This is a genomic window from Companilactobacillus keshanensis (assembly GCF_003946205.1).
GTDB lineage: Bacteria > Bacillota > Bacilli > Lactobacillales > Lactobacillaceae > Companilactobacillus > Companilactobacillus keshanensis.
In genome coordinates, this window is the sequence record NZ_RHOS01000015.1 from 43,282 (window position 1) to 59,908 (window position 16,627).

General features: G+C 32.5%; 15 protein-coding genes. 11 read left to right on the forward strand and 4 right to left on the reverse strand.

Annotation, left to right across the window (positions count from 1 at the left end; all coding sequences use genetic code 11):
* Positions 1 to 402: 402 nt before the first annotated feature.
* Entirely contained in the window at positions 403 to 1,068 is a 666-nt protein-coding gene (locus EKM64_RS08505; RefSeq protein ID WP_125677602.1) for a TetR/AcrR family transcriptional regulator, read from the reverse strand.
* A gap of 124 nt (positions 1,069 to 1,192) precedes the next feature.
* Between EKM64_RS08505 and EKM64_RS08510 the strand changes: the two genes are divergently transcribed.
* The 4 genes from EKM64_RS08510 to EKM64_RS08525 all read left to right on the forward strand — a co-directional run bounded on the left by EKM64_RS08510 (position 1,193) and on the right by EKM64_RS08525 (position 4,088).
* The gene (locus EKM64_RS08510) at positions 1,193 to 1,771 is read left to right on the forward strand and encodes an NAD(P)H-dependent oxidoreductase (protein WP_125677604.1); all 579 of its coding nucleotides are present in this window, start codon (positions 1,193 to 1,195) and stop codon (positions 1,769 to 1,771) included.
* A 51-nt stretch (positions 1,772 to 1,822) separates the two neighbouring features.
* On the forward strand, positions 1,823 to 2,032 hold the full coding sequence (locus tag EKM64_RS08515; RefSeq protein ID WP_225420989.1) for a cation transporter: 210 nt from the start codon (positions 1,823 to 1,825) through the stop codon (positions 2,030 to 2,032).
* 252 nt (positions 2,033 to 2,284) lie between these two features.
* Positions 2,285 to 2,575 carry an ArsR/SmtB family transcription factor gene (locus tag EKM64_RS08520; protein ID WP_125677606.1) on the forward strand — a complete coding sequence of 97 codons (291 nt, stop codon included), beginning with the start codon at positions 2,285 to 2,287 and terminating at the stop codon, positions 2,573 to 2,575.
* Positions 2,576 to 2,636: 61 nt separating this feature from the next.
* Positions 2,637 to 4,088: an MFS transporter gene (locus EKM64_RS08525; RefSeq protein WP_125677608.1), complete on the forward strand. Its 1,452-nt coding sequence runs from the start codon at positions 2,637 to 2,639 to the stop codon at positions 4,086 to 4,088.
* Positions 4,089 to 4,170: 82 nt separating this feature from the next.
* Here EKM64_RS08525 and EKM64_RS08530 read toward each other — a convergent pair whose 3' ends face one another.
* Entirely contained in the window at positions 4,171 to 4,710 is a 540-nt protein-coding gene (locus EKM64_RS08530; protein ID WP_191988526.1) for a TetR/AcrR family transcriptional regulator, read from the reverse strand.
* 158 nt (positions 4,711 to 4,868) lie between these two features.
* Between EKM64_RS08530 and EKM64_RS08535 the strand changes: the two genes are divergently transcribed.
* Complete coding sequence (locus EKM64_RS08535) at positions 4,869 to 5,870, forward strand: NADP-dependent oxidoreductase (protein ID WP_125677612.1); 1,002 nt, start codon at positions 4,869 to 4,871, stop codon at positions 5,868 to 5,870.
* A 48-nt stretch (positions 5,871 to 5,918) separates the two neighbouring features.
* Here the strand turns inward: EKM64_RS08535 and EKM64_RS08540 are convergent, their stop codons facing one another.
* Positions 5,919 to 6,527 carry an SAP domain-containing protein gene (locus tag EKM64_RS08540; RefSeq protein WP_125677614.1) on the reverse strand — a complete coding sequence of 203 codons (609 nt, stop codon included), beginning with the start codon at positions 6,525 to 6,527 and terminating at the stop codon, positions 5,919 to 5,921.
* 252 nt (positions 6,528 to 6,779) lie between these two features.
* On the opposite strand from EKM64_RS08540, the gene EKM64_RS08545 reads away from it, so the two are divergent.
* The gene (locus tag EKM64_RS08545; protein ID WP_125677616.1) at positions 6,780 to 8,519 is read left to right on the forward strand and encodes a hypothetical protein; all 1,740 of its coding nucleotides are present in this window, start codon (positions 6,780 to 6,782) and stop codon (positions 8,517 to 8,519) included.
* 63 nt (positions 8,520 to 8,582) lie between these two features.
* Here EKM64_RS08545 and EKM64_RS08550 read toward each other — a convergent pair whose 3' ends face one another.
* The gene (locus tag EKM64_RS08550; RefSeq protein WP_125677618.1) at positions 8,583 to 9,470 is read right to left on the reverse strand and encodes an RluA family pseudouridine synthase; all 888 of its coding nucleotides are present in this window, start codon (positions 9,468 to 9,470) and stop codon (positions 8,583 to 8,585) included.
* 85 nt (positions 9,471 to 9,555) lie between these two features.
* On the opposite strand from EKM64_RS08550, the gene EKM64_RS08555 reads away from it, so the two are divergent.
* The 5 genes from EKM64_RS08555 (at position 9,556) to EKM64_RS08575 (ending at position 16,533) form a co-directional block, all read left to right on the forward strand.
* Positions 9,556 to 11,622 carry a PBP1A family penicillin-binding protein gene (locus EKM64_RS08555; protein WP_125677620.1) on the forward strand — a complete coding sequence of 689 codons (2,067 nt, stop codon included), beginning with the start codon at positions 9,556 to 9,558 and terminating at the stop codon, positions 11,620 to 11,622.
* A gap of 9 nt (positions 11,623 to 11,631) precedes the next feature.
* Positions 11,632 to 11,979: a YlbF family regulator gene (locus EKM64_RS08560; protein WP_125677622.1), complete on the forward strand. Its 348-nt coding sequence runs from the start codon at positions 11,632 to 11,634 to the stop codon at positions 11,977 to 11,979.
* Positions 11,980 to 12,051: 72 nt separating this feature from the next.
* Positions 12,052 to 13,209 carry a metallophosphoesterase family protein gene (locus tag EKM64_RS08565; protein ID WP_125677624.1) on the forward strand — a complete coding sequence of 386 codons (1,158 nt, stop codon included), beginning with the start codon at positions 12,052 to 12,054 and terminating at the stop codon, positions 13,207 to 13,209.
* Positions 13,210 to 13,211: 2 nt separating this feature from the next.
* Positions 13,212 to 15,608 (forward strand): ATP-binding protein, encoded by a 2,397-nt coding sequence (locus tag EKM64_RS08570; protein ID WP_164505346.1) that lies wholly within the window; start codon positions 13,212 to 13,214, stop codon positions 15,606 to 15,608.
* On the forward strand, positions 15,601 to 16,533 hold the full coding sequence (locus EKM64_RS08575; protein ID WP_125677628.1) for a 3'-5' exoribonuclease YhaM family protein: 933 nt from the start codon (positions 15,601 to 15,603) through the stop codon (positions 16,531 to 16,533). The genes EKM64_RS08570 and EKM64_RS08575 overlap by 8 nt, the downstream gene beginning before the upstream one ends.
* The last annotated feature ends 94 nt before the right edge of the window (positions 16,534 to 16,627 follow it).

Consider the following 16,627-nt stretch of genomic DNA (forward strand, 5'->3'; position numbering starts at 1 on the left):
AATATTAGAAATTGAACATTTAATAATATTATTTTTTAGTTCTTACATAGTTATTCAAGTGTTACGGATCAGTTTGATATTGGGATTATTTCTATTCTTAAAGAAAAAATTTACTAAGTGTTAAATTTGATTTTTTAATTGTTTTAAACAAACTCGGATAGTTTCTTAATGCCAATGCTAAATTAATGGTTGGAACAAGTGGTATACGTATTGGAATATTTGAAGATGATTTGGAAAATAGTTATGTTTCTGTTGGTACAGGAATTTCAATGATTCATGAAATTCAATAAACCCCTTGAGTTGGAGAGATCCAACCAAGGGGTTTTATTATGCAAAAATATTCAATTGAAACAAAATTACAGACAACCATTGCACATAGATTAGAAATTTATCAAGAGGTGACTATTTTTTGAGTCCATTAGTAAGTGCGTTAATAATAGTTTTTGTCATAATATCAATGGAATATTTATTTTTTGTATTTTCAAATGAATCATATTTCTTATGTGTAGCCCACCAGAATACTAAATCTACTATCATCATTGAATCATATTCTGGATTATCTACTTTTTGAATACTAGGGTTATTTTGTAAATATATGCTGATGTTTTTATATAAGTTCATTCTGTATTTTGCATATAACTTAATTAAATTGGTATCTATTGTTGGATTCTTTTCGAGAATTAAAAAGTATCGACCATATATCTTAAAAATATCGAAAAGATCAGTAATTAATTGTTCAAGAGAATAGTTACTGTTGGCATTTAAAAGATTAGAATGCAGGGTTTTAGTGTAAAGTTCATATGTTGTTTTATTTTTTTTGACCAAAAAAGACGATGAAATTTCCTTTAGAGGAAATTCATGTGATTTGGTTAAGTTATCTTTATCTAAAGTTGAAATAAATATAAAGTCCAATAGGGCTTTTTTGCTTTCGAATAAATCATACATTGCTCCAACTGAAATACCAGAAAACTTAGCAATGTCTTTCATTTTGGTTTCTGGGTATCCAGAATTTATAAATAACGTGCATGAATTTTCGAAGATTTTACTTAGTCGATTATCAACGGTCATTTTATGAACCTCACTTTCATATCTAAAATAAATCTTTTTTCTTGAATATTCATCTGTTTGGTTCTATTGTACTAATAAATCATCAAATGAACGAATGGTTCGTTTTTAAAAGGAAGGGTTTATTATGAATAATTACTTGATAATCTACTGTCATCCTTGTAAAAAGAGCTTCAATCATGCAGAATTATTATTGATAGAGCAGTATTTGAGAAATAATAAAGTAAAATATGACTTGATTGATTTATATGCTGACGAGTTTGATCCAGTTTACTCGAAGCAAGAATTTAATGTTCTGGAAAGTGATCCCTTAGTTCAAAATTATCAGCAAAAAATAGAAAATGCCGATAATCTTATTTTTATTTTTCCCATTTGGTGGAATGATTTACCAGCTATGTTAAAGGGTTTTATTGACAAAGTTATGGGAAGCAAACGTTTAGTTGAGAATGCTTATAATAGTGATAACTTAGATTTCATTAATTCTGCCTATATTTATACAACATCGAGTATGTCCACATGGCGTGTCCGTCATAGTAGTGCAGTTAATAAAGTTTTTGTAAAGTTAACTTTAAAACAGCTTGGTATTCGCCGATGCCATTGGCACAATTTGGATAAAATAGATAGTCGGATTCAAGATAGTAAAGAAAAATATTTGATGAAATTTGATAACTTCATGAAATTACCAAAAAAGAAGGTCATTAAATGAATTATCCAGAATTTGAAAAATAGTTTGAAATAGATTCAGGATTCTCAAATTATAGCGCTAGCTAATGCTTGTTTTTACTTATCAATTTCTGCAAGCAAATTAGTTGTTGGACATTTTGCAAATTTAACGGCATTGAAGGCTGATGGATACAATGGTGCAACTGACACTTTAGCATATTTAATTATTATTCTAGGATTAATGTTTGCAAGTCTTCCAGCTGATCATTTCCATAAATTCGGTTATCCCAAAAATGACGGTTGAAGAATCAACAAAATTAAGAAATGCAATTCAAAGCGATCTGCGTGATAAATACGGAATTTTTGAGTTGGATCTACAATTCGTGACCAACTAAATTGTTTTATTGTGATCAATGAGGGGGAGAAAGTCATTGTCTACATGTTTAAGTGCTTTAAATTCAATGATAGAATCAATAGTAAAGATTGATTTATATAAACTTGTTAATATTAGTAGTTTATTTTTGTAAAATTTATAAGTTGAGGTTATTATACTTTTATGACTATCGAAGAACAAAGTAAAGATGAAATTTTATCAGAAATATTTAAAGCTCTCTCTGAACCTAATAGGCTTAAGATGATCCGTACACTAAATGAGTCAGATAAAGAGATAACTTGTGGAGAAATGAGTGAGATTCTAAAGCTGAGTCTATCAACTGTGTCATATCACGCTAAGACTTTAAGAGAAATGGGGCTCACTAATACTAGAAAGGAAGCCCAAACCAAATATCTTTCGGTAAATCGTCAAACATTTAAGAAATATCTACCAGGTTTTTTAGATTCATTGTAATTTTTTTATCTTATTACTTCGATAGTTATAAAACTAATGAATAACTCAAGGTATCTAAAATATGAATAAAAAGATATTATTGGCATCTATTTTCATTTCAACTTTTATGACATCTGTGGAAACAACAGTTGTTACTACTGCACTGCCTACAATTATTGGCGATTTACATGGGTTATCAATGCAAAGTTGGGTATTTGCCATTTACTTGTTAACTACGGCGATTACCACACCTATTTATGGAAAATTAAGTGACAATATTGGAAGGAGGCCGGTATTCTTAATTGGTCTGATTATATTTACAGTAGGTTCATTTTTGTGTGGATTTGCCACAAATATGTATTTATTAATTGTATACAGAGCTATACAAGGTATTGGAGCTGGTGCAATCAGGCCAATAACATTTACTATTATTGCAGATATGTTTAGCTTCCAAGAGCGTTCTAAAATTATGGCCTTAAATAATACTGCTTGGGGTGTTTCAGCGTTAGCTGGTCCTTTGTTAGGTGGATTTATTGTTGATAAATTGAATTGGCATTGGGTTTTCTTTATCAATGTTCCATTAGGAATAATTGTATTTTTGTTAATTCTATTCAGATTTGAAGAGAGCTTTGATAAAAAGTATAAATTAGATATTGATTATTCAGGGATTGGTTTATTAACGATCGTGTTGATGTCGTTGTTACTGAGTTTGCAGTCATTAGGGAATGTAAATTCTAATTACTTATTAGTAAGCGGTGGCTTTATAGTATTTTTTATTGCCATATTTTTCCTTATCAAGGTTGAAAAAAAATCTATTTTCCCACTCATACCACTTGATATGTTTAAATCACGGACATTTACTATTCAAATTTTAACAGCCTTATTTATGAGTGGAATACAAATTGGATTTCAAATATATTTTCCTATGTGGATGCAATCTATTTACCAAAGGCCATCCTCCATTGCAGGATTATCTATAACTCCCAGTCCAATAATGTGGTTAGTTGCTTCATTTTTTACAGGCATACTAATAAGAAAATTTGCTCCAAAGTTTATTACGATATCTATTGTTATTGTACAGATGTTGTTTTATTTGATCCTAGTATTTAACAGCACTCAAATGTCGATTATTTGGTTCTATATTATTGCCGGAATAACAGGTTCAGGCTTAGGTATAATTATTACTATGAATACAGTTATTGCTCAAGAACTAGTTGATGAAGAGAATGTTGGTACAGCTTCTTCAATGGTTACATTGGGTATTACATTAGGCCAGACAATTATGACTGGAATTTTCGGACTTATTTTCAATATTTCGATCAATCATAATTCAAAATTATTTCCGCAAGTGAGTTTGACACATTTAAATAATTCTATTTCATCAACGACTCATGGAAGAATGAATGACATATCAGCCATCAATCAGATCTTGCTAAGTTCATTTCATAATATTTATGCGGCAGTCTTATTGATTTTTGTTATCTTGATTGTTTTGAATTTGTGGGATAAAAGGAATACACCTATAAGTAAATAAAAGTCCACACATATTGTGGAGGTAATTATATGTGACCATGTTTAATATATGGTCGCTATTTTTTTTGTCATCGTCTAAGTCCTTAAATTCCTCTTTTAATTAAATTCCACATTTCCTCAAATCTGCGTTCATAACCTGGTTCGTTCCAAGTATTTTTAAAATTAGGAAGCGTAAAAATTGAGAAGGCCGCCAGGATCAGTTCTAATTTTTCAAAGGTAGGATCATTGTAATCCATAATTAGATCCATTTCCCGATAGGCATTAATAAGCACGTTATGAAGGGCAACGGGATTGTTGTCAATATATTCAGTGTTCAAGTCAAACATCTGAGGATTTGTGTTGAATGTTGTTTTTTTTGCATTAACAAAGGCCCAGAGCCAGTCGTGTAATTTTTCTTCTTTTGGTAAAGAACTTGATATATGGATTCTATTAATAATTTTACATTTGAACCATGATTCCGCAACTGCCTCCCAGAGAGCCTGTTTATTGCGAAAGTGTTTGTATAGTGCTGCATGTGAAAGTCCTAATTCTTTAGCAATTTGATCTAAAGTAACTTCAGAACTTCCAGTTGTCATGATTAATTCTTCTGCAGTAGTAATTATTTTATCTCGTGTATTTGCCATGATTATTTTTAATAGAACTCCTTTTATAATTTTATTTATTCTAACACAAAATGAAAATTAGTGACTTTATTTGACTTTTGTAACTGCGCGATATAAGCTGTCAATGGTTACAAAATATAAATAAAGTTACTTAATGTTATTTAGAGGAGAACTTTAAAATGAAAGCAGCTCAATTATTAAAGTATGATAAGAATTTTAAATTGGAAGTACGTGATATACCAACTCCAAAACCAAGTGACAATGAGGTGTTAGTAAAAGTTAAGGTTGCCGCAGTTAATCCTCTAGAGTTGCTGATTGGTACTGGTAGCGTAAAACTAATTCAAGATTATGAAAAGCCAGCAACTATGGGAAATGAGTTATCAGGTATAGTTGAGTCTGTGGGTAAGAATGTGTCTAATTTTGAAGTGGGCGATGAAATTTATTCCCGTTTACCTTTGAATAAAATTGGTGCATTTGCGGAGTATGTCACAATTGACCGTCGAGCAATTGCTCTTAAACCTAAAAATTTAGATTTCGTTGAAAGTGCCGCAGTTCCATTAACTGGCTTGACTGCCTATCAAGGATTGACCGAAGAATTACAAGTACAATCTGGGAAAAGTATAATGATCCCTGGTGGTTCTGGATCATTTGGACAGATGGCAATTCCTTTAGCAAAACAAATGGGATTGAATATTTTTGTCAGTGGAAATGCTCGTTCAAAAGAGTCCTCCATTAGAATGGGAGTCGATAAGTACTTTGACTATCGAAAAGAAAACTACTGGGAACATTTGAAATCAGTTGATTATGTAATTGATACAATTGGGAAAAAAGAAATCGATCACGAATTACAAATTTTAAAACCGGGTGGGAAAATATTATCGTTGATAATGGGACCTAATCACCGTTTTGCTAAAAATCATGATGTATCATTTTTGAAGACAATACTGTTTTCAATTGCCGGTAAAGGAATTGATAAAAAGGCTAAACAAATTGGTGCAGAATATCATTTTATTTTTGTTAGAAGTAGTGGGGATCAATTAAAAAAAATAACTAAAATAGTTGAAGATAATGATATTAAACCTGCGATTGATCCGACCGAATTTAAATTAGATGATATTAATGAAGCCCTTGATTTAGTCGCAAATGGTCACACTAAGGGGAAAGGTGTAATTAAATTTTAAACTAAATATGAAATAAAAATCGTCGAAGAAATTTTCTTCGGCGATTTTTCATTTTAAGTATTTGAATAGTTCTCTTGTATATATTTTCTTTCTCTTATTTTTAGCAATTTTCCATAAATTTGAGGCAACAATCAACTTATTACCAATATTTTTATTCTTAGGATCAAGGCAGAAATCTTTTACAAATTGATTCCATTGATAACTGACATTATCTTTGTCTGTATTCACTTTTATTTTATTATCATGTATATCGATCAAGGTTTGGATCGTAATACTACTATCGTTTTTTGATTTGGCGTCCCTGATGATCACTGCCATTTCTTTAGAAAATTTGAATGTAGCCATATGATAATGGGTAGACATGAAATCTCGAAGCTCTTGATTTAATTTAACGCCGTCAATTATTTTGGTTGAATATGTAATTTTAGAATCGAGAGTTCTGTCGTGATATTCACCAGATTCATCTTGCTTCGTGTACATTAAATATTTAATTATACGATGATTTAAATCATTTTTAGTACCGCTTGTGTTCAAACTTAAATGGCTACAAATTTTTTGTAAATCAGTTTTATAAAAGTATTTTTCAGTGAATGATTCGACATTAGTTTGATGATTTTGAATGGATTTAATTGAATCTTCCAATTTTTTATCAGTCATTTTTGAACACTTAGCTCCTTATATTTACCAGTTGCTTGAATTGTTGAGATGCTGTTTTCGATGATGATCTATAACGGTGGCAATTATTGTTAACAACGACAAGTACGTTTTGGTGGTAATTTATTTTGATATGGATAATCATAACTATTCTTGATTTGCAAAGACGAAATAAATTGTAGTTAATATTGGCTTTATTAATTATATTTGTATAAAATTTGTTTAAACAAAATTTAGATAAAGACGTGAATGGATATGAATAAATTAATTAAGAAAAACTATTTCGTTCTGTTACTATTCGTTTTGATCAGTGTAGTATTGGTGGCCCTGATAGATTGGCATGTAGGATATATTTTTGCTACTGGTGATTATCACTATCATCTTGATCGAATTGAAACTTTGGCAAGTTCCATTGAACATTTTGATTTTTGGCCTAAAGTTGATGGTCATTTTATTGGTGGATATGGTTATGCTTCCAGTCTTTTTTATCCAGATGTATTTTTATATTTGCCAGCTCTTTTGAGGGTAGTTGGAGTTAGTCCAGTAGTTACTTATTTATTTACTCTAGTTTTGATAAATTTTGCAACACTGTGGATCGGATATATTGCTGGCAAAAGATTGTCATTCTCAACTCAACGAGCACTATTATTCACATTAATATATGCCTTGAATCCATATCGTTTGCAGACGCTGTATAGCCGACAAGATCTGGGTGAACTACTAGGTATGATCTTTTTTCCACTCGTTTTATCAGAGTTGATAAACTTTAAAAATGGGTATTTTAGACAGTGGTATGTTTTAGCAATTGCTATGATCGGCATTGGTTTTTCACATACGATCTCACTCTTTATGATGATTATTTTTGCAGTGTTGTATGTTCTATTGAATATTAAATCTTTTTGGAATAAGAAAAAAATCATTGCTCTAATTAAAGCGGCCGGATTGACTATTAGTGCAACTGCCATGATCTATTTGCCAATACTGGAACAGATGCGAGGTCAAAAATATGCTTTGACAACAGATCCTTTGATCAATATCACCAATCAAGTTTTTCCTATCAAAAACTTGGTCGGCAATTCATTGATAAATTCAGTATTCCATGGCGATTCGGTAAATATTGGAACGGTGATCTTTGTAAGTTTATTAGTTTATTCAATTTATAATTTTATTAATCGTAAGAATGTAGATTTAACTGTTATTGCATTAATTATGTTCTTTTCCTGTACGAATATCTTTCCTTGGAAATTTCTGAGCCACTCAATTTTTGCGATAATTCAATTCCCATGGCGTTTCTTCTCAATTATTTCGTTAATTGTGGCATATCTGTTGGTCAATGATGATTTGCACTTGTTCGATCGAAAATACTTTTCTTATGCACTTATTGGCATGATTGCTTTATTAACTTTGGGCTTGTCACAACAGACTGTGGCAGAATCTAAGGATCGATTGGATAGTTATTCTGACTTTAACACCATTGACAGCTATTACATTGGTGCGGGACACGAATATTTGCCTAGTCAAGTCGACTATTACAATATAAGACATCATAAAGATAGAACCATCGACTATAAGCGGGCAGATATTTCAATTCAGAATGCTATTATAAATCGGCAGTATATTGCCTTTAACTTTGATACACATGGAAAGTCTGCCAATATTCAATTGCCATTGATTTATTATAAAGGCTATCAAAGTGAAATCTATGGATCAGGAAATTCAACTGTGCCAAGAATATCAACTTCTGGACTTGTCGAAATTAAATTGACGGGTTCTGGCATGGTAAAAGTTCAGTATGAACATACTTTGATACAGAAGATCGGTTTGTTCATCTCTGGAGTAACAGCCTTACTGGTATTGTTTAAATTCTTGGTCAAGAGAAGACATGAGTACATTTCAGTTGGTGATACCGTACCCGTATTTGTAGTACCAAGTGAATATGATTATATATTTGTTTATAAAATTGTTGAAGGATTGGAGGGTATTGAAACTGAATAATGGGCAACAATTGAAATACGACCAGTAAAGAAAATATCTTTTTTATTTAAAAACACTTAACTATTAGTTAAGTGTTTTTTTGTCTAATTTCATGAAGTCGGGTATATCAACTTGAACGGTTTTAGTCTGATCGGTAAAAGGAATCTGGTAAATCAATTTATAAGCGAATAATTTAAGATTACCATTTTGTGATTTTGCATTATATAGTGGATCGTTGACAATAGGCCAATCATTATTTGATAGGTGGACTCTTAATTGATGAGTTCTACCGGTGTATAATTTTAAATTCAATAAGGCGTGCTTAGAATTTTTGCTAATTACATGATATTGGGTTTTAGCGTCTTGTCCATCTTTTCTGATCATTCGTTTTCTTTTATCATTAGGATAAAGCCCAATCGGTTGATCAATCACACCAAAATTTTTGATTGGTGAATTTAGATCAACAATGGCTAAATATTCTCGTTGCAAAGTTTTGCTGCTTAGTTGACGGTTAAAAATCGGCACAAGATAGGGCGTTTTGGAGATCAAGACTAAACCGGAGGTTTCCTGATCGATTCGATGGACCATGTAGGGATGTTTGTCTTGTTTATTCAAATAACTTTCAGCGTCATTAAATAAGGTGTCGTCCTCACTATCTAGGTTGGGATGGGTTTTTTGACCGGCAATTTTATTGACTATAAGTAAATCATCGTTTTCATAGGCAACATTTAGTTTTCCATTTCCTGGCAGGTAGTGTTGGATTGTCCTCGGATCGAAGTCGAAATTCATTGTTACTGAATCGTTATTTTTAACGATAGTATTGAAGGATTGATAGTGTCCATTTATTAGAATATTTTGTTCGATGCGTAAAAAGTGTTGCCATTTTTTGGGGACAAGCCATTTTTGAAGTAATTCACGAACTGATAATTTTTCTGATCCTACTTGTCTATATGTGACTTTTTTTTGATACATTTGTTTACCTCTGGTTAAGATTTTAATTGTAATTCAAAAAGTACGCAATTATATGATAAAATTTGTTGTTACAGAGGTATGTAAGATGAATAAGAATAATAGGTTTTGGGGATGGCTAAAACCAAAATTAGCCATTGTTTGGGCCTTCATAAGAAAATATTGGAAAAGATTTCAAATCATTCGTTGGCTGATTTTACTTTTTTTAACTTTGATATTAGTTCTAAGTACGGTTTGGACATTTAAAGCTAAAACAGCTGATGTTGAGAATTTGAAATCTTCCTTGCAAACAAAAACAACGGTAGTAGATAAAGACGGGCATGATGCTGGAGAATTATATTCTAGCAAGGGGACCTATGTTAGTTTAAAGAAAATTTCTCCAAATATTCAAAATGCAGTTATTTCTACCGAAGATAGAACTTTTTGGACCAATCCAGGTTTCAGTGTCAAAGGTTATGCCAGAGCTGCATTAGGATATTTGATCCATCATGGCATTACAGGCGGTGGTAGTACTTTGACACAGCAACTTGCTAAAAACGCACTGTTGACTCAGAAACAAACGCTGTCGCGTAAGGGTGAAGAGTTGTTCTTGTCAATTGAGATCAATCGAGTATATTCAAAGAAGAACATTTTGACGATGTACTTGAATAATACTTACTTTGGTAATGGTGTCTGGGGTGTCCAAGATGCTTCTGAAAAGTATTTTGGGAAAAGTGCTAGTGAATTAAATGCTGGTGATGCAGCAGTGTTGGCTGCAACTTTAAAGGGATCCAATATGTATAACCCAATTAATAATTACAATAATTCCAAATCAAGGCGTAATCTGATCTTAGATTTAATGGTTCAGAATAATAAATTATCTGAATCGCAGGCTAAGTATTATCAGAGCCAGCCAATAACTTTGATTGATAATTATAATGATGCAAATTCATATAAGTATCCGTATTTCTTTGATGCGGTGATTGCTGAAGCGGTTAATAAATATGGTCTCAAAGAGGACGATATTTTAAATAAGGGTTACAAGATTTATACGACGCTTGATCCAGATATCCAAAAATCAATGGAGAATTCTTTTGATAATAGTAGTCTTTTCCCGGCTAATGCCAATGATGGTACGACTGTTCAAGGGGCATCCATTGCGGTTAATCCTAAGAATGGTGGGGTTTTAGCAGTCGTTGGTGGTCGTGGTGACCACACATTTAGAGGGTTCAATAGAGCAACACAGATGAAACGTCAACCTGGGTCGACTATTAAACCGTTGGCCGTTTATACACCAGCGTTAGAGAATGGTTATAGTTATGATTCTGAATTGCCTGACCAGGTAACTAGTTTTGGTAAAAATAAATATACGCCTACTAATGCTGATGGGTTATATCAAGATAAGATGCCAATGTATCAAGCTTTGGCACAGAGTGAAAATGTTCCTGCCGTGGCATTGTTAGATAAAATTGGTGTCAAAAAGGGTGTCAATTCTGTTGAGAATTTTGGAATCAACGTACATAAAAATGATCAGAATTTGGCCTTAGCACTTGGCGGCCTGGAAACGGGTGTATCACCAATGCAAATGGCTAGGGCTTATACTGCTTTTGCTAATGAAGGTAAATTGTCAGAAACACATTTTATTACCAAAATTGTTGATTCAACAGGAACTGTAGTTGTTGATAATACCGACACTTCTAATAAGCAAATTATTAGTAAGGACACGGCTAAAGAAATGACCAGTATGATGCTCGGAGTTTATAACGAAGGTACTGGTAAGACTGCCAGACCTTCTGGTTACAAGATAGCCGGTAAGACTGGTAGTACTGAAGTCCCAAATTCGTATGGTTATCCAGGTACTAAAGATCAATGGATGATCGGTTATACTCCAGATATTGTTGTTGCTAGTTGGATCGGATTTGATAATACTGATAAAAATCACTTCTTGTATGGATATAGTGAAACTGGTTTATCTTCATTATTCAAGAATGAAATGAGTAATATTTTGCCTGATACGGATAATACGTCGTTCAATGTTAAAGATGCAGCGAATATTGCTAATGAAGATAGTGGCGGCAGTAATAATTCAGCAAATTCGTTCCAAGATAGCGTAAATACCATTAAAGATAAGGCTTCACAATGGTATAATGATGTTAAAAGTTTTTTTGGTCAGTAGGAGGACAACATGGTTAATATTTATGATAGTGCCAATCAATTAGAAGAGGATTTAAGACAGACACCTGAGGTTGCCGACTTAAAACTTGCTTTTGAAGCTGTTAAAGCTAATGATTTGGCTTTCAAGTTATTTGATAAGGTTCAAAACAAACAATATGAACTACAACAAAAACAAGCAACAGGTCAAGAGATTACTAATGAGGATATTGAAGGAATGCGTCAATTAACTGACCAACTTCAAAATTACAAAGAAATTAATAACTTGATGGAAAAAGAACAAAAGATGAATTCAATGATGGAAGAATTGAATAAAATCATTTCAAAACCAATTGCTGAAATTTATCAAGGCGAAAAATAATTATATTTATCAAAAAAGTCCGGTATTTGCTAAGCAAATATCGGGCTTTTGTACTATAAAGGGAGTTTTTTTATGAAATTTATACATGCGGCCGATCTGCATATAGATACGCCATTCGCAGGTGTTAATGGTTTCTCCAGTGAATTGCAAGAGAACCTCAAAAAGTCTACATATACCGCTGCCAAAAAGGTATTTCAAACAGCAATCGATAAAAAAGTAGATTTCATTATTTTGGCGGGCGATATTTTTGATGATACTGACAGATCACTTGAGGCACAATCATTTTTAAAGGATCAATTTGAAACGATGAATAAATATGGAATCAAAGTTTATTTGGTTTACGGTAATCATGACTATTATCGAAATGATTATTCAATTATAAAATTTCCAAATAATGTGACCGTATTTGGTTCTGATGTTACAACGGCCTCATTAGAAATTGACAATATGAAAGTTGGGATAACTGGTTTCAGTTATTATCAACAGCATGTGAGCGCTGATATGGTTTCTCAATACCCTAGTCGTGGTAAATTTGATTATCAGATAGGCATTTTGCATGCTGGAGTGATGGATAATAACTATGCTCCGTTTAAAGTGACGGATTTGTTATCAAAAGGTTATGATTATTGGGCATTAGGTCATATTCATAAGCGAGAGATCCTGAATAAAATACCATATGTAATTTATCCCGGTGATACACAGGGACGCAATCAAAATGATTTAGGTGAAAAAGGATTTTATTTAGTCACGGTCAAAGATCGAATTACTACTGCACAATTTATTCCTAGTTCCGTTTATATTTGGCGCAAGGAAGTAATCGATGCTGAAGATGACGATACATTAGATAGTCTGATCTCAAAAATTTCAAATATTTTAGTAAATCAAAATACGATGACGACCTTAACGATAAATAATGCTCAAAAATTATCTGACGAAGTTGTTAAATCTATTGATCGTGGCGAAATTTTACATCATTTTAGAAATAATAAATCAGCAATTCTCTACAAAATTTATCCAAAATACAATAAAGATAATAATTTATCCGAAATAGACCAGAAATATTGGGATGATAGTAAGACCGAAGTCTTTGATCTGGATGGCATTAAGGATATGGACAGTCGTCTCTACAATAATGAAGTTATTCGAGAACATATTAACCAAACGGATTTTCTAAAAAATATGAAGGAACTCGTTGAAAATACGATAAACAAGAAATATAACGGAGAGTAATCGTGAAATTAACTAAGATTAAAATATATGGATTTGGCAAATGGATCGATCAGGAGTTTTCGATAAATGCTGATTATCAAGTGGTCTTTGGTCCAAATGAGGCTGGCAAAACAACCTTGCTAATGTTTATAAAAAGTATTTTATTTGGATTTGCGACTAATCGAGGGGAAAATAAATATCAGCAGTATAAGCCTAAGAAGGGTACACAATATGGTGGCGAATTAGAGTTTTCTGATGGTGACTCAATCTGGACCGTAGTTAGAGTCGATGGTAAATCTGGTGGAGATTTAACTTTGTTAAGAGATAATCAACAAGTACCTAATAGTTTGATGTCAAAAATCACCGGAGGGTTCAGCAAAGAAGAGTACGAAAGGACTCACGTTTTAAATGACGAAAGTATTTTTTCTATCTATAGATTGACGGCAGAACAATTAGAAACCGAAATAATGTCTGTTGGGGCCGTTGGCAGTAAAGAATGGCTGGCAGTAGCAGATGACATGGAAAACGACAGTGATCAACTGTATAAGAGTCGAGGTAGAAAACAGCCCTTAGTTCAAGCACTGGATCAGAATCAAAAATTGCTGAAACAAAAATCTCAATTCGATAATCAGCAGATGGCCTTTAAGGATACTAAGGAACAATTAAAGGCTCTACAAATTTCCGCCTCAGAAAATCATCTTCAATATCAAAGAGCAATTGAAGAGCAAAACTCGTTGTTCGGGTTATTGAAGAAATGGCCAAAATATCAAGAGTATAAACAAATGGCTCAAAAAAATATTAATGAGTATAACCAAATTACGACTGATGATTGGGAAGAGAGCTTACGATTAAACCAAGAATTAATTACGTTAAATAACAGTCAACAGGCGGCATCTTTGACCGATCATGAACAGTCACAATTGGATTTCTATCGAAATAATAGGTTCGAGCTGGATGATATCAAGAAACATAAAAATGACTTGCAACAACTCCAATTTAAAATTGGTGATATAAATCGATCTCTAAATAATAATGATAATCAGATTGATCAATTGTTTTCACAAAATCCACAGATGGATGAAAATATGCAACCATTAAAACCAGATGAGATGCTGAAGTTAAATGATGCTTCAAAATCGGGTCTGAATACTCCCTTATTAGCCGTTTCTGCGGTAGCTTTAGTAATGGTATTTTTCATGTCAGGATTTTTGAAATTCGCCGCAGGAGCTGTATTTCTAGTCAGCCTGATAGCAGCAATTTATCAACAACGTTCATTGTCAAACAAATCATCTGATGATTTTCTAAAACAAAGGGGATATAGTGGCCTTTCAAAACAAGTCGTCAAACAGTTACAGACCAGTTTGGTTCAATTACGACAAATACGTGAATCACAAGAATCTTTAGAGAAATCGTTACACGAATCTGAATCAGAATTAAATCAATGGAAGATTCAACTGCAAAAATTTAATTTAAATGTTCAAACTGATCCAGTAACTAATATCGAAAATTACTTTGATCAAATCCATCTTATTCAGACTAAAATTCAACTAATAAACTCGACTCAAATTGAATCTGAACATTCTCATATAGATAGAATTGAAGCATTGAAAGCTTCTTTAAGTGTAATTTTGGAACATAATCACGTTTCTACAATGGACGAATTGACTAATCTACATACAGAGCAGAAAAATAATCGTAATTTAATTAATCAATTAAAAGCCGATAAAGTGTATATCGGTGAAGATATGGAACAATTGAATCAATTCAAATCTTTGTCTGAACTTTCTGATAGATCAAAAAAAGTTGACGAGAAGGTTAGACAGTTTGAACAAGCTAACAATCAGACAAATCGGCAATTAGGATCACTTAAAGAAAAGCAGGAACAAATATTTGATGATAGTAGTTATCGAAGATTGATTTCAGAACTTAAACAAAATGAATCGGATTTGGTTGAATTATATGATGAATGGCTAGCTGACAGAATTGCCGGTAACTGGATTCATAGGATGCTTAACTTAGCTAGTGAAAATCGTTATCCTAAGATGTTGCAGACGGCTAAGCATTATTTCAATTTATTAACTGATGGTAACTATGTGAATATTGAATTGAATGATCAAAAATTAAAATTGGTTAAATCTGATAAAATTATTTTTGATGTCCACGAATTATCAAAGGCGACGACGGTCCAACTATATTTATCATTGAGATTAGCTTTTATTACGGAGATTTATGATTTAGTTAATTTGCCTATTTTAATTGATGATGCTTTTGTTGACTTTGATAGTAATAGAACGGAAAATATAATGGAATTAGTAAAAGATATATCAAGGAATAATCAAATTATTTATGTCACGGCTAGATTGACATCTGAAATAGATAATGGACATATTTTGAAATTAAAGGAGGGCAATCATGCCTAAGATTATTGATTATAAAAATGGTGACCAGATGAGTTTAGAGGCAATTATTAAGAAATCTGATTATCGTTTGGCAAAGAATGGGAAAAACTTTTTATCATTAGTATTTGAAGATAAGTCAGGTCAGATCCCGGGTAAGTTTTGGGATGCTAGTGAAGAAGATGCCAATAAATATCATGTTGGTACAGTCGTTCAACTAGATGGTAAAAGAGATATCTATCAAGGGAAGCCTCAGGTTATTATCAATCATTTGGGAACCTTAGATTCTAATACCGTCGATATGTCACAGTTCATTCAGACAGCTCCGATCAAACGTCAGGATATGGAGAACGCGTTTGAAGATATCTTTTTAGAAATAACCAACGGTGCTTGGAATCGTATCGTTAGATATTTGTTTAAAAAGTATCACGACCAGTTTTTTACTAGTGCTGCGGCTAAAGTAAATCATCATGATTTTCAAGGTGGATTGGCTTACCATACATTGAGCATGGTTCGCTTAGCTGAAAAAATATCAGATCAATATCCTCAAATTGATAAAGCTTTATTGATTGCTGGTGCCTGTTTGCATGATTTAGGTAAGACTATTGAATTGTCAGGGACTTTAGATGTTGAGTATACATTTGAAGGTAATATGCTGGGTCATATTACGATTATTGATGAAGAAATTGTTAAAGCTGCACAAGAAATGAAGATAGATCTTGATTCAGAGGACATGGTCATGTTGCGTCATATGGTATTATCACATCACGGATTATTAGAATATGGTTCTCCAGAGCGTCCTAAATTACTAGAGGCCGAAGTATTGCACGATATAGATGTGCTAGACGCGTCAATCAATATGATCAGTAAGGCGTTAGATAAAACCGAAGAAGGTAAGTTTTCAGAAAGAATCTTTGGTATGGATAATCGAGCATTTTACAAACATTAGGGTAGAAAAAAAGGATTTGTAATGAACCCCTTGCATTGGAGAAATCCAAGCAAGGGGTTTTTATTATGCCAAAGTATTCTGTTGAAACTAAAAT

What these genes read in the sequence shown, in the direction of transcription:
- EKM64_RS08530 (WP_191988526.1), bottom strand. Translation starts at nt 4,710, where the DNA reads ATGGCAAATACACGAGATAAAATAATTACTACTGCAGAAGAATTAATC.
- EKM64_RS08540 (WP_125677614.1), bottom strand. Translation starts at nt 6,527, where the DNA reads ATGACTGATAAAAAATTGGAAGATTCAATTAAATCCATTCAAAATCAT.
- EKM64_RS08525 (WP_125677608.1), top strand. Translation starts at nt 2,637, where the DNA reads ATGAATAAAAAGATATTATTGGCATCTATTTTCATTTCAACTTTTATG.
- EKM64_RS08505 (WP_125677602.1), bottom strand. Translation starts at nt 1,068, where the DNA reads ATGACCGTTGATAATCGACTAAGTAAAATCTTCGAAAATTCATGCACG.
- EKM64_RS08535 (WP_125677612.1), top strand. Translation starts at nt 4,869, where the DNA reads ATGAAAGCAGCTCAATTATTAAAGTATGATAAGAATTTTAAATTGGAA.
- EKM64_RS08510 (WP_125677604.1), top strand. Translation starts at nt 1,193, where the DNA reads ATGAATAATTACTTGATAATCTACTGTCATCCTTGTAAAAAGAGCTTC.
- EKM64_RS08565 (WP_125677624.1), top strand. Translation starts at nt 12,052, where the DNA reads ATGAAATTTATACATGCGGCCGATCTGCATATAGATACGCCATTCGCA.
- EKM64_RS08560 (WP_125677622.1), top strand. Translation starts at nt 11,632, where the DNA reads ATGGTTAATATTTATGATAGTGCCAATCAATTAGAAGAGGATTTAAGA.
- EKM64_RS08550 (WP_125677618.1), bottom strand. Translation starts at nt 9,470, where the DNA reads ATGTATCAAAAAAAAGTCACATATAGACAAGTAGGATCAGAAAAATTA.
- EKM64_RS08520 (WP_125677606.1), top strand. Translation starts at nt 2,285, where the DNA reads ATGACTATCGAAGAACAAAGTAAAGATGAAATTTTATCAGAAATATTT.
- EKM64_RS08575 (WP_125677628.1), top strand. Translation starts at nt 15,601, where the DNA reads ATGCCTAAGATTATTGATTATAAAAATGGTGACCAGATGAGTTTAGAG.
- EKM64_RS08555 (WP_125677620.1), top strand. Translation starts at nt 9,556, where the DNA reads ATGAATAAGAATAATAGGTTTTGGGGATGGCTAAAACCAAAATTAGCC.
- EKM64_RS08545 (WP_125677616.1), top strand. Translation starts at nt 6,780, where the DNA reads ATGAATAAATTAATTAAGAAAAACTATTTCGTTCTGTTACTATTCGTT.